This is a genomic window from Serratia sp. CY74737, assembly GCF_052166775.1.
GTDB classification, from domain to species: domain Bacteria; phylum Pseudomonadota; class Gammaproteobacteria; order Enterobacterales; family Enterobacteriaceae; genus Serratia; species Serratia ureilytica.
Genome location: NZ_JBJNOF010000004.1, coordinates 115895 through 135199, shown reverse-complemented (window position 1 = coordinate 135199; position 19305 = coordinate 115895). Strand labels below are relative to the sequence as shown.

The following is a 19305-nucleotide window of genomic DNA, read 5'->3' as shown; positions in this document are numbered from 1 at the left end:
TTCACGCAGAAGCCAAATGAGGACAGTATGAGCCAAGCGATCCCCCCGCAAAGCCCGACTGGCGTTAAGCCGAAAAAATCCGTGGCGTTATCCGGCGTGCCCGCCGGGAATACCGCGCTGTGTTCCGTAGGGCGCAGCGGCAACGATCTGCACTACCGCGGTTACGACATTCTCGATCTCGCGCGCCACTGCGAGTTTGAAGAGGTCGCCCATCTGCTGATCCACGGCAAGTTGCCCAACCGCGACGAACTTCATGCCTACAAGCAGCGGCTCAAAGCGCTGCGCGGCCTGCCCGCCAGCGTGCGCACGGTGCTGGAGGCGCTGCCGGCGGCATCTCACCCGATGGACGTGATGCGCACCGGCGTTTCGGCCCTCGGCTGCACGCTGCCGGAAAAAGAGCAGCACGGCGCGGCCGGCGCGCGCGACATCGCCGATCGGCTGCTGGCGTCGTTGGGATCGATGCTGCTCTACTGGTATCACTACAGCCACAACGGCGAGCGCATTCAGCCGGAGACCGACGACGATTCCATCGGCGGCCACTTCCTGCACCTGCTGCACGGCGCAGCGCCTTCCGCCAGCTGGGAGCAGGCGATGCACGCGTCATTGATCCTGTACGCCGAGCATGAGTTCAACGCCTCGACCTTCGCCGGCCGGGTGATCGCCGGCACCGGATCCGATGTCTATTCGGCGATCGTCGGCGCCATTGGCGCGCTGCGCGGGCCGAAGCACGGCGGCGCCAACGAGGTGTCGCTGGAGATCCAGCAACGCTATGAAACGCCGGACGAAGCGGAAGCCGACATTCGCCGCCGCATCGACAACAAAGAGGTGGTGATCGGCTTCGGGCACCCGGTGTATACCGTCTCCGATCCGCGCCATCAGGTGATCAAAGAGATCGCGCTGCGCCTGTCGCAGGACGCGGGCGCGATGAAGCTGTATGACATCGCCGACCGGCTGGAAAGCGTGATGCGCGACACCAAAAATATGTTCCCCAACCTCGACTGGTTCTCGGCGGTGTCTTACCACCAGCTGGGGGTGCCCACCGAAATGTTCACGCCGCTGTTCGTCATGGCGCGCGTCAGCGGCTGGTCGGCGCACATCATCGAGCAACGGCAGGACAACAAAATCATTCGCCCGTCCGCCAACTATACCGGGCCGGAAGCGCGAGCCTTCGTACCGCTGGATCAGCGCTGAGCGCCGGTCGTTATCGTGTTGTTTTCACTCTGGAGCCTTTGGGAATCATGATGCTTGAGTCTGCCAATACCCGCCGTCCGCCGTTCGATCGCGAAATGGTCGATATCGTCGATTATGTGATGAAAGAGGCCGTCGATACCCCGGCGGCGTACCGCACCGCCCATTATTGCCTGCTCGATACCCTCGGCTGCGGGCTGGAGGCGCTGAGCTACCCGGCCTGCAAGAAACTGATGGGGCCGGTGGTGCCGGGCGCCGAGGTGCTGAACGGCAGTCGGGTGCCCGGCACCCGTTTCCAGCTGGATCCGGTGCAGGCGGCGTTCAATATCGGCGCCATGATCCGCTGGCTCGACTTCAACGACACCTGGCTGGCGGCGGAGTGGGGCCACCCGTCGGACAACCTGGGCGGGATCCTGGCGGTGGCCGATTGGCTCTCTCGCCAGGCGGTGGCGGCGGGCAAAGCGCCGCTGACCATGCGGCAGGTGCTGATCGCCATGATCAAGGCGCATGAGATCCAGGGCTGCCTGGCGCTGGAAAACGCCTTCAACCGGGTAGGGTTGGATCACGTGCTGCTGGTGAAGGTGGCGTCCACCGCGGTGGTGGCGCAGCTGCTCGGCCTGAGCCGCGAGGTGATCCTGAACGCGGTGTCGCTGGCGTGGGTGGACGGGCAGTCGCTGCGCACCTACCGCCACGCGCCGAACGCCGGCACCCGCAAATCCTGGGCGGCGGGGGATGCGACCGCCCGTGCGGTGCGGCTGGCGCTGATGGCCGCCACCGGTGAGATGGGCTATCCCTCGGCGCTCACGGCGCCGACCTGGGGATTCTACGACGTCTCGTTCAACGGCAAACCTTTCCGCTTCCAGCGGCCATACGGCGCGTATGTGATGGAGAACGTGCTGTTTAAAATTTCGTTCCCGGCGGAGTTCCATGCCCAGACCGCCGTGGAGGCGGCCATGACGCTGCACCGCCAGATGCAGGCCGCCGGCAAAACCGCCGCCGATATCGCCAGGGTGAGCATCCGCACCCACGAGGCCTGCCTGCGCATTATCGACAAGCAGGGGCCGCTGGATAATCCGGCGGATCGCGATCACTGCATTCAGTATATGGTGGCGATCCCGCTGCTGTTCGGCCGGCTGACGGCGGCGGATTACGAGGACCGGGTGGCCGAAGATCCGCGCATCGACGCATTGCGTAGCAAGATACATTGCCATGAAGATCCCGCCTTCACGCGCGATTATCACGATCCGGAAAAACGCTCGATCGCCAATGCGCTGACGGTGGAGTTCGCCGACGGCAGCCGTCTGGATGAGGTGGCCGTGGAGTATCCTATCGGTCATGCGCGGCGGCGCGAAGAGGGCATCCCGCTGCTGATTGAGAAGTTCAAAACCAACCTGGCGCGCCAGTTCCCGGCCCTGCAGCAGCAGCGCATTCTTGAGGTGTCGCTGGACCGGCAGCGGCTGGCGCAGATGCCGGTCAACGAGTATCTCGATTTGTGGGTGATCTGACGCGAGCGGCGCTGACAAGCCAGGTCGGCGTCGCTATGATGGACGCTCCATCCCCGTCCGTCTTCTTATCAGGTGATTCATGATTGATGCCGCAACGCTGTTGTTGTTTTCCGGTGCCTGCGTGGCGCTGGCGCTGACCCCCGGCCCGGATATGCTGCTGATCGCTTCGCGCAGCGTCAGCCAGGGGCGGCGGGCCGGTTTCGCTTCGCTGGCGGGCATTCAACTCGGCACTTACTGCCATGCGCTGGCGGCGGCGCTGGGGTTGTCGCAACTGTTCGTCGCGGTGCCGCTGGCTTACGACGCGGTGAGAATGTTGGGCGCAGCCTATCTGCTTTATCTGGCGTGGAAAACGCTGCGATCCGGCAGCAGTCTGCAGGCTTCTGCCGGGTTGCAGGCGGTGCCGACGGCGCGCATTTTCCGACAGGGGCTGCTGACCAACATCCTCAACCCGAAGATGGCGCTGTTCGTGTTGGCGCTGTTCCCGCAGTTTATCGATCCGCGCGCCGGCTCGGTGGTGGTGCAGATGCTGGCGCTGGCGACGGTGCTGAATCTGGTCGGCTTGCTGATTAACGGCGGGGTGATCCTGGCGGTCAGCGGCGTGAAAAGCCGTTTCGCCGGCCGCCGTTTCAGCGCCCGCTGGCCGAACTACCTGCTGAGCGGCGTGTTCGCCGGGCTGGCCTGCAAACTCATTTTCGACAGCCGTCGTTAATCCTCGCGCAGCAGCGCTTCAAACGCCGCGCTGGCCGGTTCGTCCGGCAGCGCGCTGTACATCACCAGCCGCAGATGGTTCTCTTCGTCGACGATGAAAGAGGCATGGTCAAAGGTGACCGGGCCGATCTCCGGGACGATGAAGCTGCGCCGTCCCTGACAGCGTCCGTGAATGTCATGCTGCCGCCAGAGCCGGCGGAACGGCGGCGACACCCGCTCCAGCGCCTGCACCCGTTGGCGCATCACCTCATCCTCCGGCGCGCGGGCGTAGTCGCGGCGGAAGCTGGCCAGGATTTGCGGCGCCTGCGCTTGCCACTCCAGCAGGCGCTCATTGAGCTGCGGATCGGCAAACAGCATCCACAACATGTTGCGCTCTTGCGCCGGGCGCTCGCCGATGGCGAACAGCCGCTGTGCCGCCGGATTCCAGGCGATGATGTCCCAACTCAGGTTCATGACGTAGGCCGGCCGCAGCGCCAAATCGTCCAGCAGACGCCGCACCAACGGCGAAACCTGGCACCACTGATGCCCAACCGGCACCGGCGGGCGCTGATGCGCCAATAAGAACAGGTGGTAGCGGCCGGCGGCGTCGAGCTGCAGCACCCGCGCCAGATTTTCCAAAAACGTCACCGACGCATTGATTTCCCTGCCTTGCTCCAGCCAGGTGTACCAGGTGAGGCCGACGCCGGCCAGCGCCGCCACCTCCTCGCGCCGCAATCCCGGCGTGCGGCGGCGGCTGCCGCTCGGCAAGCCGACCGCCTCTGGCGACAGCTGTTCTCGCTTTTGCCGCAGAAAATCCCCCAGTTCGTTGCGGGTGCGTTCGAGGGTGCGTGGGGGCATGTCGGCCGTCCTGTTGCTGTCAGTAATAGTATAAATGGCTATATAGTAACAGTTTAAACCTTGTTCCATACTGCGGCCATCATAATCTCTGGAGGTGGTATGGAACATTCATTATCTGGTGAGCGGCGAGGGCTGCCCGGCCTGCCGGTGCTGCTGTTGGGCGGTTTCGTCACGGTGTTCGATCTGTTCGTGGTCAACGTGGCGGCGCCGGTGATCCAGCGGCAGTTCGCCTCCGATTTCGCCGGGGTCGGTTTGATCGTCGCCGGTTACGAGCTGGCGTTTGGGGTGCTGTTGATCGCCGGTGGGCGTCTGGGCGATCGCTTCGGGCGTCGGCGCTTGTTCAGCCTCGGCATGCTGGGATTCACGTTGAGCTCCCTGCTGTGCGGGCTGGCGGGATCGCTCGGCCTGCTGATCGCCGCGCGTATTCTGCAGGGGGCGACGGCGGCGCTGTTGTTCCCGCAAATTTACGCCTTGATGCGGGTGCTGTACGCGCCGCAACAGCGGCGACGCGCCTTCGCCTGGCTGGGCATGACGTTGGGATTGGCGGCGATCTTCGGCCAGATCCTCGGCGGATTTATCATCGAGGCCAACCTGTTCGGCAGCGGCTGGCGCATGATCTTTTTGATCAATTTGCCGATCGGTGCACTGGCGCTGTGGGCGTTGCGGCGCATTCCCGAATCGCGGGTGGCGCAGGCGCAGCGGCTGGACGGCGTTGGCCTGTGGCTGGCGGCGACCGGCCTGTCGCTGTTGCTACTGCCGCTGCTGGAGGGGCCGGCGCGCGGCTGGCCGTGGTGGATAGCGCCGATGTTGGCGTTAGCGATGCTGACGCTGTGGGGCTTCCTGCGTTGGGAGCGTCGTCTGGCGCAGCGCGGTGAGGATGCGGTGCTCGATCCGGCGCTGTTCCGCCAGGCAGGCTTCGCGCCGGGCATGGCGGTGGTGCTGGCGATTTATGCCACCGCCTCCTCGTTTTTCTTGTGTTTCGCACTGCTGCTGCAGGCGGGGGCGGGGCTGACGCCTTTTCAGGCGGGCAGCCTGTTCGCCCCGGCCAGCGCGGCCTTTATGTTGGCGTCGATGCTGGCGCCCCGGCTGGCGCAGCGGTGGGGCAACGGCGCGCTGAGCGTGGGCGTGGCGATTTACGCCGCCGGGTTGGCGCTATTGATGGCGCAGGCGCTGTGGGGTGAGGCGCTGGCGCATCCGCTGCGGCTGCTGCCGGGGTTGGTGGTTCTGGGATTCGGTCAGGCGCTGAGCATGACGCCGCTGCTGAATCTGGTGCTGGGTTTGGCGCAGGAGCGGCAGGCGGGGATGGCGGCGGGTCTGGTCGCCACCGTGCAGCAGGTGGGAGGCGCGCTGGGCATCGTGGTCAGCGGCGTCGGTTTTGTGCCGCTGTTGGCGAGCGGCGGCGCGGCGGAGCGCTATGCCCAGGCCTTTGCCGGCGCCATGGTATTTAATCTGTTGGCGATGGGCGTGGCCCTGTTGTTGTTAAAGCGGATCACTCGAAATACTCAGAAAGCGGATCTTAAGTAGGCCGCCGGCGGGTGCTTTACTGTCGTCATCATGAGAGAGCGATAAGGATCCCCACTGATGTTTCAACCCGCCGCATTTCGCGAAGACGATCTGGATGCCCAACTGGCGTTGATCCGCGCCCACCCGCTGGGGCTGTTGGTCAGCCACGGCGAGCACGGATTGACGGCCGACCCGCTGCCGTTTGTGGCTGGTGTCGAGCAGGGGCAGCTGCGGCTGCGGGCGCACCTGTCGCGCGCCAACGAGCACTGGCGGCGGTTGCGGCACGCGGCGGAATGCCTGGTGATCTTTCAAGGCCTGGAAGGTTATGTGTCGCCAGGCTGGTACCCGAGCAAACGCCAGACCGGCAAGGTGGTGCCGACCTGGAATTACAGCGTGGTGCAACTGTATGGCGTGCCGACGGTGACGGACGATCCGGCCTGGCTGCGCCGCCAACTGATCGCTCTTACCGCGCAGCAGGAAGGGCGACGCCCGGAACCCTGGCGGCTCGATGATGCGCCGGCCAACTACATCGCCGCGCAGCTTAAAGGCATCGTCGGCATCGAGATCGCCGTCACCCGGCGTGAAGGCAAATGGAAGATGAGCCAAAACCGCAGCGCCGACGACGCCGGCGGGGTCATCGCCGGGCTGCGCGAGGGCGATGACGCGCAGCGGCGGCTGGCGCAGGAGGTTGAGCGGCGGCGCGGATAGGGTATGCTAACTGAAGGGCAGCCAGGGGAACCTTCGGATGGATTACACCAAAATTATCAAAGAAATAGGCCGCGGCAAAAATCATGCGCGCGACCTGGATCAACAGACCGCTTTTCAACTGTATCAGGCGATGCTGGCCGGGGAGGTCCCCGAACTTGAGCTGGGCGGCATTCTGATCGCGCTGCGCATCAAGGGCGAAGCCGAAGAGGAGATGCTGGGGTTCTACCAGGCGATGCAGCAGCAGGTATTGTCGCTGCAGGCGCCGCAAGGGCGCCCGCTGCCGGTAGTGCTGCCGAGCTACAACGGCGCGCGCAAGCAGGCCAACCTGACGCCGCTGCTGGCGCTGCTGCTGGCGAAAGTGGGCCTGCCGGTGGTGGTGCACGGCGTCCTGGACGACAGCACCCGCGTGACCAGCGCCGAGATTTTCCGCGCTCTGGGGCTGCCGTGGTCGGAACAGGCCGCTCACGCACAGCGGCGTCTCGATAACGGCGAGGCGGTATTCATGCCGGTTTCCACGCTGTCGCCGCCGTTGGCGCGGCAGCTCGGATTGCGTTGGCGCATGGGGGTGCGCAACAGCGCCCATACGCTGGCCAAGCTGGCGACGCCGTTCGGCGAACAGGATGTGCTGCGCCTCGCCAGCGTCTCTCACCCGGAGTATGTCGGCCGGGTGGCGTCGTTTTTCCGCCAGATCGGCGCGCGCGGGCTGTTGATGCACGGCACGGAAGGCGAGGCCTACGCCAACCCGCTGCGGTGCCCGCAAATTCACCACATCGTCGGCGGCGAACAGCAGGTGCTGCTGGAGCGCACCTTGCCGGATGACACACCGGCATTGCCGGCGGCGAAAGACGCGGCAACCACCGCGCGCTGGACTGAACGCTGTCTGGCGGGCGAGGTGGCGATCCCGCAGGCCATCCAGCGGCAGGTCGCCTGTTGCCTGGTGGCCGCCGGCGAGAGCGAGACGCTGGAGCAGGGGCTGCAGCGCCTGCGTCAGGCCTAAGCGCGACTATACTGGGATATTTCCTCATCGGCTGAGAAGGACGGTTATGCAACAGGCTCTCGATTACTTCAATCAATTGAACCAGGATTACCTCGACGTACACCGCGCCAAAGAAGAGCTGTTCTGGCAAAACTACATGGGCACCGGCGATGAAGACGTCTCGGCGCGCTTTTCCGCCGCGGAAAGCGCCTATAAGCGCTTCGTCGCCGAACCGCGCCGGCTGGCCGAGATCCGCAGTCTGCTGGCCGGACTGGATGCGTTGCCGCAGGAGGTGCAGCGCGATGCGCTGATCCACGGCCTGCAAGGTTGGCTGCGTTTCTTCGACTGCAACGCCATTGAAGACTTGCAGGCGCAGGCGCTGTTGGATCAGATCATCCACGCCGAATCCGATCTCTACTCGCGCCGCAAGGGCTATCAGGTCACCCATCTGAACGCCGAGGGTCAGCGGGTGGCGGCCTCGCTCGGCGAGCTGTTGACCAACCAGGCGACCAACCCGAACGAAGACTCTCGCCGCAGCTCGCAGCAGGCGCTGCGCGATCTGGAGCAATGGCTGCTGCATAACGGCCTGCCGGAGCTGATCGGCCTGCGCAACCGCTTTGCGCGCCAGATGGGCTATCGCAACTACTTCGATTACAAGGTGAACAAAACCGAGCGCATGACGCCGGAGCAGCTGTTCGCCATTCTGGATCGCTTCGAGCGGAAAACCCGCGCGGCCAACGCGCGCAGCCTGCGGCAGCTGGCGGCCGACAAGGGCGACCAGGCGCTGGAGCCGTGGAACGTACGCTTCGCCAGTGCCGGCGACGTTACCCGTCAACTGGATCCTTACTTCCCGTTTTCTCGTTCGCTGGAACGCTGGGTCGACAGCTTCAAACGCCTGCACATCGGTTTTGGCGGCGCCGAGATGAATCTCGATCTGCTGGTGCGCAAAGGCAAGTTTGAGAACGGCTTCATGCACGGCCCGGTGCCGCCGTTTGTGCGCCAGGGGGAATGGGTGCCGGCGCGCATCAACTTCACCAGCCTGGCGCAGCCGGGGCAGGTGGGCAGCGGCGCTTCCGGGCTCAACACCCTGTTCCACGAGGGCGGCCACGCGGCGCACTTCGCCAACATCCGCCAGAATGCACCGTGCTTCTCGCAGGAGTTTCCGCCGACCTCGATGGCCTATGCCGAAACCCAGTCGATGTTCTGCGACAGCCTGCTGGACGATGCCGACTGGTTGAAGCGCTATGCGAAAAACGCCGCCGGCGAAGCGGTGCCCGATGCGCTGATTGAGGCCGGCATCGCGGCGCGCCAGCCGATGCGCGCGTTCAACGAACGCCATATCCTGCTGGTGCCGTACTTCGAGTGGGCGTTGTATCAGTGGGATGATGAGCAGCGCACGCCGGAAGCCATCACCGCGCTGGCGCGCGAGGTCGAGCAAAAGATCCTCGGCATCAGCGGCAGCCCGCGCCCGACGTTGGCGATCCCGCACCTGCTGTCGCTGGAGTCCGCCTGTTCCTATCAGGGCTATCTGCTGGCGATGATGGCGGTGGAGCAAACCCGTCACTTCTTCCTGCAACGCGACGGTTACCTGACGGACAACCCGGCCATCGGCCCGGATCTGGCGCAACACTACTGGTTGCCGGGCAACAGCGTCAGCCATGACGACACGCTGCGCAGCCTGACCGGCGAAGGGTTTAATCCGGACTATCTGGCGCAGGCCTGCAACCAGACGGTGGCGCAGGCGTGGCATGAGGCGCAGCAGACGATGGCCGCCGCGGCCAAGCGCCCGCAGCCGCCGGCAGATTTCGATTTGCAGGCGCACATCCGGGTGGTGGATGGCGAGACGGTATTGGCGGACAACGCTGAGGGTGACGAACGGATGTGCCGCGACTTCGCTGCGGCGATAGAGGCGCGCTTGGCTTAAGGCGGATAATAAAATCCACGCCGCGGCGTGGATTTTATTTAATGGCTAAACCGGACGCTATTTTATTCGAAATAGACGTCGGGATTATCGGCCAAAGACACGAAGCTCTTGGTGTTTCTATCCAGCGTGCGAATTTCGCCGCTTTCGATGTCGTACACCCAGCCGTGCAGGCGCAGCCCGCTGTTGCGCAGACCCACCGCCACAGAAGGGTGGGTTTTGATATTATTTAGCTGAGCAATAACGTTCTCTTCGACCATAGCGTTAACTTTGTCTGTTTCGCTATTCCACGTTTTCTTCTCGACCACCGCTTTTGCCGCATCGGCATAGTGCAGCCAGTGGGCCACGGCAGGCATGGGATCAAGGCACTGGCAGGAGGCTATCGCTTTCATTGCGCCGCAGTTCGAGTGGCCACAAATCACGATATCGGTAACCCCCAACGCCACCACTGCATACTCGATGGTAGCAGAGACGCCGCCCGGCTCCGGGCCGAAGGAAGGGACGATGTTGCCGGCGTTACGGATAACGAAAAGCTGCCCAGGTTCTTGCTGTGTGACCAGCTCGGGCACTAAACGGCTGTCAGAGCATGAGATAAACAGCGCTTTGGGATTTTGGCTGGAGGCAAGGCTGCGGAACAGTTCCTTGCGCTGCGGGAAAATCTCTTTCTGGAAACTGAGGAAACCTTCAATGATATGTTGCATACAACGCTCTCTGCATCTGTAGTCTGCGTAACATGATAATCATCCTCTCCCGTTAGTCCAGCTATAGGCAGGTAAAAAAATGTGTGTGCAAACCCCATTGAATACAGGGTTTCTGCCTGTTGGCGACAGAATTTTCCGGCTCGTTTACGCGTGGGGGCTGACGAAGCGGACGATAGGAAAATAGCTGTCGTATCTATTTAAAACTCGCTATGAAACCGTGTTACGGTTGTTCCTTCGAGAGCCGCGTAACCCTAAGGCAATGAAATGAAAAAACTGACTTTTTTATTGGCGCTGGCATTGCTGAGCGGCTGTGTGCAGGAACGTCCCTGGTTCTATCCGGCAAACGTCAGCGTTAAAAACAATCGCGTATGCATTAGCGTGCCGGACGATATTGATGGAAAACGCGAGCTGGTGGGCATCGGAATTTATCAATCGGGGGCCGGAGGGAAGGCGGAATGGTCCACGTCGGTTGCGCCGGGCCAGCAGCCGATAGCGGTCATGCCTGGCGAATGCCTGACGGAGGCTTTCGACGGGTTCAAGATTGGGCATAGCTATTCGGTTGAGATTGCGACGGTCGGCAATGCGTCAAATGAGGCGCCGCGCAAATATTGGACTGAATTTACATTGGTTGCTGACAAAGCGGACGGCAAAAAACTCGCTGTCTTACCCATTCAGCGCTAATGCACTTGAACATAAAAAAAGCCCGCCGGGGTGATAGCCGGCGGGCTTTTTGACGTCTGGGGCGGCGATTATTTGTAGATAACCGCGGTGGCGTGCATCAGGTTATTGCCGCTGGTGGAGGTGATGGTGAAAGCCTTGGCGCCCGCCGCATCGGCTTTGGCGGCCAACTGGGATTTCAGGCTGCTCAGGTCTGTTGCGCCGCTGGCGACGATCACGCCGGCTTTTTCGAATTGGGCGGCATCCTGCGCGCTGACGTGTTCAGCGGCGAAAGTGGTGAAAGAAACGGTAGCCAGAGCGATAGCAGCAGCAAAAGTTTTGATGGTTTTCATGTTCGTCATTCCTGTCAAAGCGGATTAGGGAGAAAGGGAGTGCCTTTCGATGGGAAGATTATTGCGCAGGAGAAGACGTGATGAAATCGGAGAGTGTTGACGGTTTTATTCAGATTTTTTGATTGTTAATTCCCCCATTCATCTTCTGTATAAACGGGGGAGACGATCAGCGCGTCGGGCGCGTCAGATCGAAACGGTGCTGCTCGGAAATGCCGTAGTAGGCGCTCGGGCCGCCGGCGCGCAGGATCGGTTCGGCGGCGGCGGTCTGGTAAACGCCGTGTTCATCCAGCAGCGCCGGATCGAGATGCACCGCCACCACTTCGCCCAACACTAGCCAGGTCTCCACCTGTTCCCCGGCGGCGGTTTGCAACTGAATGCATTGGGTCAGGCGGCATTCGAAGTTCACCGGGCTTTCGGCCACGCGCTCGGCTTTGACCCGGCGCCCGGGCAGCGGCGTGACGCCGGCGAAGGCGAATTCGTCCTCACCGCGCGGCAGGTTGATGGAACTGTTGTTCATCGCTTCCGCCAACGGGCGCGTCGCCAGGTTCCAGACGAACTCGCCGGTTTCCACGATATTCGCCACGCTGTCTTTCCAGCCGGTGCTGGCGAAACCGATGATTGGCGGGCGGTAGTTGAAGCAGTTGAAAAAGCTGTAGGGCGCCAGATTACGCAAGCCGGCGGCGCTGCGGGAAGAGATCCAGCCGATGGGGCGCGGGCCGACGATGGCATTCAGCGGATCGTGCGGCAGGCCGTGGCCGGCGGCGGGTTCATAATAATAACGAGATTCACGGCTCATGGGGACCCCTGTGGCAATCGATGAAGCTTTCATTGTGCCGGGTTTCCCGCCGCTGCGCCATTCCGGACCGGATGTGTTATCTTACGCGCCGGAAATACCTTCAAGAGAGCCCGTCACGGTGGAAAAAAAGAAAACCTTCCCGCAGCAGAAAAGCGGCCTGCATCCGCGCAACCGTCATCGTTCGCGCTACGACTTCCCGGCGCTGATCGCCAGCTGCCCGGCGCTGGCGCCGTTCGTAAAACCGAACGCCTGGGGCGATGTCTCGGTGGACTTCGCCGATCCGGCGGCGGTGAAAATGCTCAACCGTGCGTTGCTGCAACACTTTTACGGCATCGAACACTGGGATATTCCGGCTGATTACCTGTGCCCGCCGATCCCGGGCCGCGCCGACTATCTGCACCACCTGGCGGATCTGCTGGCGACCAGCAACGGCGGCAAGATCCCGCGCGGCAAGGGCGTGGCGATCCTCGACGTTGGCGTCGGCGCCAACTGCATTTACCCGATCGTCGGCCTGCGCGAATACGGCTGGCGTTTCACCGGCTCCGAAATCGATCCGGTGTCGCTGAACGCAGCCAAAATGATCGTCGAAATGAACCCGACGCTGCGGAACAGCGTGCGTCTGCGGCTGCAAAAACAGCCTGAGCTGATTTTTAGCGGCATCATCGGCGCGGCCGAGAAATTCGACGCGACCCTGTGCAACCCGCCGTTCCACGCGTCCGAGCAGGAAGCGCGCGCCAGCACCCGCCGCAAGCTGCATAAATTGGGCAAAGGGGAAGTGGCCGACAAGCCGGTGCAAAACTTCGGCGGCAAGAACAACGAGCTGTGGTGCGAAGGCGGCGAAGAAGCCTTTGTGCGCAAGATGGTGGAAGAAAGCGTCAGCAAGGCCAATAACTGCCTGTGGTTCACCTCGCTTATCTCGAAAAACACCACGTTGCCGGCCATCTACCATGCGCTGAAAGTGGCGGGGGCGGCCGAGGTGCGCACCATCGAGATGGCGCAAGGGCAGAAGATCAGCCGCTTCGTCGCCTGGACCTTCCATGACGCCGAGCAACAGGCCGCCTGGGCAGCCGAACGCTGGCGTTAATCTTCCCGGCGCCGGTTATCCTGCCGGCGCCGACAAAAATCCGCATTTTACCTTTCAATTTTCATCACTTACGTTATTCTCAATACAGTTATTCATAATAAAAATCTTAGGTTGTTGGTTTATTTAAATTCGAATAATTACTTTACTGAATAAATAAATTTAATCCGGTTAAGAGCAATAACCAGAAGGATCGGCGCTGCCCGCTCCTTCCGCGATGGCACGTCTGCGTGTGGGCGCGGCATGTGGCCAGACAAAATAAGAAAAGCGCGATCATCTGCCACAAGGACTACACCCTATGCTGTTACGATTCAGTCAGTTAACTACCCACAAAGGCGCCGAGCTGAGCGCGATAGAACACGCCGTTCCCATGATTGTATTCTCGCCCGACGGCACGGTATTGCGCGCCAACGATCTCTTTCTCAGCACGCTCGGATTTCAACGCGATGATGTGATAGGCCGGCATCATCGTATTTTCTGCGATCCGAACTATGTCGCCAGCCCGTTATATCGCGAACATTGGGAGACGCTGAATAAAGGGCAACCCATCACGGACACGATAAAGCGCATCGCGAAAAACGGCGAGGCGGTGTGGCTGCAGGGCACCTATGCGCCGGTGCTGAATAAACAGGGTAAGGTGGTGGAAATCGTCAAGATCGCCAGCGAAGTGACCGAGCGAGTGACCCAGGCGCAGGAACACCGCAGCCTGCTGGCGGCGCTGAATCGCTCGATGGCGATGATTTCTTTCACGCCGCAGGGCGACATTGTCAGCGCCAATGACAATATGCTGGCGCTGATGGGCTATCGGCTGGATGAGGCGTGCGGGCAGTCGCATGCGGTGCTGTGCCCACCGGCGTTCGCCGCTTCCGACGATTATCGGCGGCACTGGCAGCGCCTGGCGCGCGGCGAGTTCATCACCGGGCGTTTTGAGCGCGTCAACCGGCGCGGCGAACGGGTATGGCTGGAGGCCAGCTATAACCCGATCCTCGACAACGACGGCCAGGTGGTGAAAGTGGTGAAGATCGCCCAGGACATCACCCGGCTGATGCAACAGCAGCAGCATGAAGAAGAGATGGTGCGCAACGCGCATCATCTGTCGCTCGATACCGACCGGCAGGCGGCGCAGGGCGCGGTCATCGTGCAGCAGGCGGTGAAGGGCATGCAGCAGGTCGAAGCGGCGGCGCGCGAAACGTCGGACGTGGTCACCGAGCTTGGCAAGTGCTCTCAGCAGATCGGCACCATCGTCGAAGCCATTCGTAAAATTGCCTCGCAAACCAATCTGCTGGCGATTAACGCCTCCATCGAAGCCGCCCACGCCGGTGAGCACGGGCGCGGTTTTGCGGTGGTGGCCAACGAGGTGCGCACGCTGGCGGAACAGTCGCGCAAGGCGGCGACCGAGATCGAACGCATGACCAAGTCTATCCAGCAAGGCGTGGCGGCGGCGATCGCCGGCATGGCGACCTGCGTGGAACAGGCCGGCGGCGGTGTGGCATTGACCCATGACGCCGGAGAAGTGATCAATCAGGTCAACATCGGCATGCATGACGTCGTGAAACTGATGCAGGCGTTTACGTCGGTGAAGCAGGGCGACGCGCTGCACTGAGTTTGCCGGGCGCCGCCCCTGAAAGCGGGGCGGCGTTTGTCTCTTCCCACCGATCTCTGCGCCGTTGAGCCGCGGTTCAATTTTACCGGCCTATGCTATCCTTAAATATGAATGAACGTTCGTTCATTTATTTGTGTCAATTTACGGCGCCCAGCGCCCCTTCACCGTTTCGGGAGCTGCCGATGGGAAACCGAGAAAAGATTGTCGACGCTGCGCTGCACAGCTTTACCCATAAGGGATTTCACCAGACCAGCATGCGGGATATCGCCCAGGCGGCGGGCGTTAGCGTGGGCAACCTCTATAACCATTTTTCCGGCAAGGAGGCGCTGATCGGCGAGATCGCGCTGCTGGAAAACGGCGTATTCGCCGAGTTCGCCGCCGCATTGCGGGCCGAGAAAAAGCGGCCGAAAGAGGCGCTGTCGGCCTTTTTCACCGCCTATCACGCTTTTGTCGCCGAACCGGACAATGTGCAACTGTCGGCGGAGATTGTGGCTGAAGTGGCGCGTAACCCGGCATTGGCCGAGCCGTTCAGCGCCAACCAGCGGCAGTTGATTGAGGCGCTGGCGACGACGATCGCCGAGGCTCAGCAAATCGGCGAGATCGCGCCGGCGATAGCGCCCTTGCCGCTCGCGCAGCTGGTGCTGGACGTGATCGAAAGCCAGGCTTGGCGGCAGGCGATCTTCGCGTCGCCTTCGCCGGAGGCGATCACGCCGGTGCGGCTGTTGGAGCAACTGCTCTACCGCCAACCCTAGTCGAGGTTGATATGTTGCACATTGAGCCTTATCGCGACGCTGACCGCCTGCAAACGGCGGCGTTGATCTACGCCGCGTTCTGCGACAAATTCCAGCGCGCGCGCCGTCTGAGCACCCACCTTCAGTGGCGTCTGTTCTATCGGCTGTGGCGTTGGCGGCAAAGCGGCAGCCGGGAGCGCAGCTTCGTGGTGAAACAGGATGAACAGGTGGTGGCGGCCTTTGCCCTGAATGCCATCGATGGCGAGAACCGCGCTGGGCCACGTCCGCGCGCCTTGCCGATTTGGCGGCTGTGTCGCCGCTATGGCTGGCTAAACGTTTGGCGTATGTATCTGCAAATTGCGGTGTTGCAGCACACCCCGGCGGCCGATGAGCTGTATCTTTCCTACCTGGCGGTGGCCGAGAGTCAGCGCGGCAAAGGGGTGGGCAGGCGACTGCTGCAGTGGATGAACGACTACGCCGCCGAACAAGGCGCAGGCCGGCGCCTGAGCCTGCACGTCAGCCGGCGCAACGTCGATGCGCAGCGTCTGTATCAGCGCTGCGGTTTTCAGGTGCGGCGCGAAGAACATTACGCCTCGCTGGGCTTGCTGTTCGGCCAGGCCGATTGGGTGTTGATGGAGAAACGCAGCGGGGAGGCGACGTGCGCAGAATAGGGCTGTGTCTCGTGGCGCTGCTCTTGCCGGTGCTCGGCTGGGTGATTTACGTCAACGACTTTCGCTTTGTCACCGAACCGGTCGTGGTGACCGCCGGTGGCAATCGGCTGACCGGCACGCTGGTGCTGCCGGAGCATGCGCCGGTGAAGCCCGGCGTCGTGGTGTTCGTGCACGGCGATGGACCGGCTAACGCCAGCCGCGACGAAGGCTATTACGGCATTTGGGAGACGATGGCGCAGCAGGGCTATGCGGTTTTATCCTTCGATAAGCCGGGCGTGGGCGGCTCCGGCGGCAACTGGCTGCATCAGACCATGGCGGATCGCGCGCGGGAAACCGCCGATATCATCGACTGGGCCCGGCGGGACGGGCGCTTCGATGCGCGCTGCGTGGGGCTGTGGGGCACCAGTCAGGCGGGGTGGGTAATGCCGGAGGTGGCGCGTTTGCGCCCCGACATCGCGTTTACGCTGGCGGTGGCGCCGGCGATCAACTGGCTGCGGCAGGGGCGCTACAACACCCGGGCGGCGATGGCGGCGGCAGGGGACGATGAAGCGTCGATCGCCGCGCGCGAGGCGCACTGGCGCCACATCCAAACGCTGCTCGAACAGCCGGACGGTTACGAACAGTACCGCCGTGAGTCTGGCGCCGCCGCTGCATTGAGCGCCGACCGCTGGCGCTTTATTCGCGCCAACATGGCCAGCGACGCGACGGCGGGATTGCGGCATTTCGCCACGCCGGTGCACCTGATCCTGGGCGGGCGCGACGTCAACGTGGACGCGGACGAAACCGAGCGTGTGTATCGGCAAACGATCCCGGCCTCGCTGCTGACGGTGACACGTATCGACGAGGCCGATCATGTGATGGTCAAGCCGCTGTTCGCGCGCCATCCGTGGCTGATCAACGTGGTGGGCCTGTTTGCCCCGCGCTCGGTGCAATACGACGCCTACCGGCAGGACGTGGCGGCCTTCCTGGCCGCTCAGCCCTGCGGGCGCGGGCGCTAACCTCAGATCGCCGCGGGCGGCGCCTGCTCGTCATGCGGCTGCGGCGCGCGGGAAATCTGCATCGCCTGCTGCGGCATGACGATGCCGGCCCGATCGAAATGGATTTTCACCAGCCGGTCGAGGGCGTATTGCACCACCCACTGTTTCAGCGCCTGCGTGCGCACCGTCACGCGGGTGGTGAACGAGCGATCGCCCAGCGCCACCACGCCGTTGAAGACCGGCTCGCCAATCAGGAAATGCTTCACCTGTTCATCCTGCTTCAGCGCCTCGATGGCCTGATGCAGCACCTCATTGACCCGATCGATGTCCTCGTCGCGGCTGACGGTATAATTGGCGCGGTATACCCCGAACTCACGCGCATAGTTGGCCAACGTGGTGATCGAAGAGTACGGCACGATGTGATAGACGCCGTAGTCGTCGCGCAGGCCGATCGAGCGGATGGTCATGCGCTCCACGGTGCCGGTGATGCCGCTGACGGTCACGTATTCGCCGGTGTTCATGCCGTTTTCAAACTGGATGAACACGCCGGTGATCACGTCTTTCACCAGCGTCTGGGCACCGAAGCTGATGGCCAGCCCCAGCGCGCCGGCGCCCGCCAGCAGCGGCGCGATGTTCAGTCCGACCTGCGACAGCACGATCATCACGGTGATGGTGCTGATAACGATAGCCAACACGTTGCGAAACAGCGTCAGCAGCGTGCGTTCGCGCGCGCTCGGCCGCACGCCGTTGCTCAGCTCCAGCGCCAGGCGGTGCTCGATGATGCTGGCCATCAGCGTCCAACTGAACACGGCGATCAACAGGATCAGCAGAATATGCACCAGCCCGCCGAGCGTCCGCTGGCCATTTTCGCTGCCCGCCCATTGATACAGGTTGATCAGATGCCAGGCATCGAGCAGAAACAGCGTCACTGCCAGCACCACCATCACCCGCAGTATCTTCAACCCGTTGGGGATGTAAGAGTTGATGCGCCGCTCGAGCATCGGATAGCGCAAATTGACGTCGGTCGGCAGCGAAATGCGGCGGAAAATCCAGCGGGTCAGCATGCCGGACAGCAGAGCGCCGACGCCGACCACCAGCAGGCTTTTTACCGTGGCGCTCATCATAAAGCGCAGGCTGTTGCCGATGTCGAACTGGGACAGCACGAACAGCACCAGAAAATAGGCGATCGCCAGCAGGTGCCAGACATGCCCCAGCCCGCGCAGGATCACGCTGAAAAACGCCATCGACCGTTCGGCCAGCAGGTTGATCTGTTGCTGTATCGGTTTGCGGTTGTGCAGGATCAGCCAAATGGCGTACAGCGTCAGCGCCAGCATCACCACCAGATTGACGGCGGCGGCGGCAGAATAGCTGATCTGCACCGCCACCACCGGCACCATCACCATCAGGCCATAGCCGATCAGGCCGCTGAGCCAGGCGAGGCGGGTATTCCAATAGCGCGCGCTCCGATCGCTGAAGGGGAACGGGCGCAGATAGTCGAAGCTGGGGGCGAAAATCAGCCGCAGCACCGCCTTGAAAAATTCAATCACCGCGAAGGCGCTGAGAAACAGGGTCTGCAGCCGCAGAATGGTGGCGCTGTCGGCGTGGACGTGGCGGGCAAACAGGTTGCCTGCCGCCAGCGCCAGCAGCAGCACCAGCAGATCGATGGCGAAAGCGCCGAGAATGGCGGCGGGGCGCTTATACCACGGGCCGCGCTGCAGCCTGGCGTTGTGCCCCCAACTGCCCATGCGCTTGTACAGCGGCGCGATCAGCCGGCGGATCAGGTGGAACAGCGCAAAGGTGACCGCCACCGTCAGCAGAAAGTAGCCCAGCGCGCGGAAAAAGCCGGCGGGATTGAAAACGCGCTTCGGGCCGGAATCTATCAGCTTTTGCAGCGCGCCGAGCTTCTGGTTAAAGGTGCCGATGCCTTCCTGCGCCAGCGAGTTCAGGCTGTCGCTCAGCGTAACGGGCGTCGATTCCTCCGACGTTGTCGGCGCGGCGGCCGTAGCGTCGCCGGCGGTCTGTTTCAGGTGGTCGATGAGTTCCGCGCGCGCTTGGTCGTCTTGCAGCAGATCGGCCAGCGCGGCGTAGGCGGCTTTCTGCTGCTCGCTCTTGTCGGCGGGCGCAGGCGGCGCATTTTGCGCCAGCGCTGGTGGTGCAAAGACGCTCAGGGTCAACAGCAGTAGGAAAAGCAGGTGTTCTCGCAGATGAGAACCTCGTCGGGAGTCTGCGTTTGGCGGCATGGTTCCTCTCTTTGGCGTTCTGTGATCGGCGGATGTCAGAGCAATACGATGAAAAACAATCAATATAGTAGGAAAGGAAACGCGATGGGGCGTGGGAGAGCGTGCGGAATGAAAGCGGCGGGCGCGTGGCGCGCCCGCCGTTAAACCGC

The 19305-nt window shown here is 62.6% G+C and carries 18 protein-coding genes; 13 read left to right on the top strand and 5 right to left on the bottom strand.

What is annotated here, in order from left to right; all coding sequences use genetic code 11:
• Positions 1–27: 27 nt before the first annotated feature.
• The 3 genes from prpC (at position 28) to ACJ8PE_RS06805 (ending at position 3402) form a co-directional block, all read left to right on the top strand.
• Positions 28–1191: a bifunctional 2-methylcitrate synthase/citrate synthase gene (prpC, locus tag ACJ8PE_RS06815; RefSeq protein ID WP_101453369.1), complete on the top strand. Its 1164-nt coding sequence runs from the start codon at positions 28–30 to the stop codon at positions 1189–1191.
• Positions 1192–1241: 50 nt separating this feature from the next.
• A complete protein-coding gene (locus ACJ8PE_RS06810; protein WP_197777893.1) occupies positions 1242–2693 on the top strand; it encodes a bifunctional 2-methylcitrate dehydratase/aconitate hydratase in 1452 nt (483 codons plus the stop codon).
• A gap of 79 nt (positions 2694–2772) precedes the next feature.
• Positions 2773–3402: a LysE family translocator gene (locus ACJ8PE_RS06805; protein ID WP_149542587.1), complete on the top strand. Its 630-nt coding sequence runs from the start codon at positions 2773–2775 to the stop codon at positions 3400–3402.
• Here the strand turns inward: ACJ8PE_RS06805 and ACJ8PE_RS06800 are convergent.
• Complete coding sequence (locus ACJ8PE_RS06800; protein ID WP_197795440.1) at positions 3399–4238, bottom strand: helix-turn-helix transcriptional regulator; 840 nt, start codon at positions 4236–4238, stop codon at positions 3399–3401. The two genes, ACJ8PE_RS06805 and ACJ8PE_RS06800, sit on opposite strands and share 4 nt — an antisense overlap.
• 99 nt (positions 4239–4337) lie before the next feature.
• Between ACJ8PE_RS06800 and ACJ8PE_RS06795 the strand changes: the two genes are divergently transcribed.
• The 4 genes from ACJ8PE_RS06795 to ACJ8PE_RS06780 are packed head-to-tail and all read left to right on the top strand — an operon-like array spanning position 4338 to position 9349.
• On the top strand, positions 4338–5762 hold the full coding sequence (locus tag ACJ8PE_RS06795; RefSeq protein ID WP_404769004.1) for an MFS transporter: 1425 nt from the start codon (positions 4338–4340) through the stop codon (positions 5760–5762).
• A gap of 57 nt (positions 5763–5819) precedes the next feature.
• Positions 5820–6449 carry an FMN-binding negative transcriptional regulator gene (locus ACJ8PE_RS06790; RefSeq protein ID WP_197793148.1) on the top strand — a complete coding sequence of 210 codons (630 nt, stop codon included), beginning with the start codon at positions 5820–5822 and terminating at the stop codon, positions 6447–6449.
• Between the two features lie 37 nt (positions 6450–6486).
• On the top strand, positions 6487–7446 hold the full coding sequence (gene ybiB / locus ACJ8PE_RS06785; RefSeq protein ID WP_197760115.1) for a DNA-binding protein YbiB: 960 nt from the start codon (positions 6487–6489) through the stop codon (positions 7444–7446).
• Between the two features lie 46 nt (positions 7447–7492).
• Positions 7493–9349: a M3 family metallopeptidase gene (locus tag ACJ8PE_RS06780; RefSeq protein ID WP_442536731.1), complete on the top strand. Its 1857-nt coding sequence runs from the start codon at positions 7493–7495 to the stop codon at positions 9347–9349.
• Between the two features lie 62 nt (positions 9350–9411).
• Here the strand turns inward: ACJ8PE_RS06780 and ACJ8PE_RS06775 are convergent, their stop codons facing one another.
• Positions 9412–10047 carry a carbonic anhydrase gene (locus ACJ8PE_RS06775; RefSeq protein WP_004939270.1) on the bottom strand — a complete coding sequence of 212 codons (636 nt, stop codon included), beginning with the start codon at positions 10045–10047 and terminating at the stop codon, positions 9412–9414.
• Positions 10048–10311: 264 nt separating this feature from the next.
• Between ACJ8PE_RS06775 and ACJ8PE_RS06770 the strand changes: the two genes are divergently transcribed.
• Positions 10312–10728, top strand: a complete 417-nt coding sequence (locus tag ACJ8PE_RS06770; RefSeq protein WP_197793146.1) for a putative T6SS immunity periplasmic lipoprotein — start codon at positions 10312–10314, stop codon at positions 10726–10728.
• Positions 10729–10796: 68 nt separating this feature from the next.
• On the opposite strand, the gene bhsA is transcribed toward ACJ8PE_RS06770, so the two are convergent.
• Together bhsA and ACJ8PE_RS06760 are read right to left on the bottom strand one after the other, a co-directional pair.
• Positions 10797–11057, bottom strand: coding sequence for a multiple stress resistance protein BhsA (bhsA, locus tag ACJ8PE_RS06765; protein WP_015377148.1), 261 nt, complete (start codon positions 11055–11057; stop codon positions 10797–10799).
• A 166-nt stretch (positions 11058–11223) separates the two neighbouring features.
• Positions 11224–11853, bottom strand: a complete 630-nt coding sequence (locus tag ACJ8PE_RS06760; RefSeq protein WP_033642382.1) for a flavin reductase family protein — start codon at positions 11851–11853, stop codon at positions 11224–11226.
• Between the two features lie 118 nt (positions 11854–11971).
• Between ACJ8PE_RS06760 and rlmF the strand changes: the two genes are divergently transcribed.
• From rlmF to ACJ8PE_RS06735, 5 genes are all read left to right on the top strand, one after another.
• Positions 11972–12937, top strand: coding sequence for a 23S rRNA (adenine(1618)-N(6))-methyltransferase RlmF (gene rlmF, locus ACJ8PE_RS06755; protein WP_197793145.1), 966 nt, complete (start codon positions 11972–11974; stop codon positions 12935–12937).
• Positions 12938–13232: 295 nt separating this feature from the next.
• Positions 13233–14537, top strand: coding sequence for a methyl-accepting chemotaxis protein (locus tag ACJ8PE_RS06750; RefSeq protein WP_033633761.1), 1305 nt, complete (start codon positions 13233–13235; stop codon positions 14535–14537).
• A gap of 182 nt (positions 14538–14719) precedes the next feature.
• Positions 14720–15289 carry a TetR/AcrR family transcriptional regulator gene (locus ACJ8PE_RS06745; RefSeq protein WP_042783982.1) on the top strand — a complete coding sequence of 190 codons (570 nt, stop codon included), beginning with the start codon at positions 14720–14722 and terminating at the stop codon, positions 15287–15289.
• Positions 15290–15300: 11 nt separating this feature from the next.
• Entirely contained in the window at positions 15301–15939 is a 639-nt protein-coding gene (locus tag ACJ8PE_RS06740) for a GNAT family N-acetyltransferase (RefSeq protein WP_197760120.1), read from the top strand.
• The gene (locus ACJ8PE_RS06735) at positions 15927–16937 is read left to right on the top strand and encodes an alpha/beta hydrolase family protein (RefSeq protein WP_047572173.1); all 1011 of its coding nucleotides are present in this window, start codon (positions 15927–15929) and stop codon (positions 16935–16937) included. Before ACJ8PE_RS06740 ends, ACJ8PE_RS06735 begins: the two co-directional genes overlap by 13 nt.
• Positions 16938–16939: 2 nt before the next feature.
• Here the strand turns inward: ACJ8PE_RS06735 and ybiO are convergent, their stop codons facing one another.
• Entirely contained in the window at positions 16940–19156 is a 2217-nt protein-coding gene (ybiO, locus tag ACJ8PE_RS06730; protein ID WP_197793142.1) for a mechanosensitive channel protein, read from the bottom strand.
• Between the last annotated feature and the right edge of the window lie 149 nt (positions 19157–19305).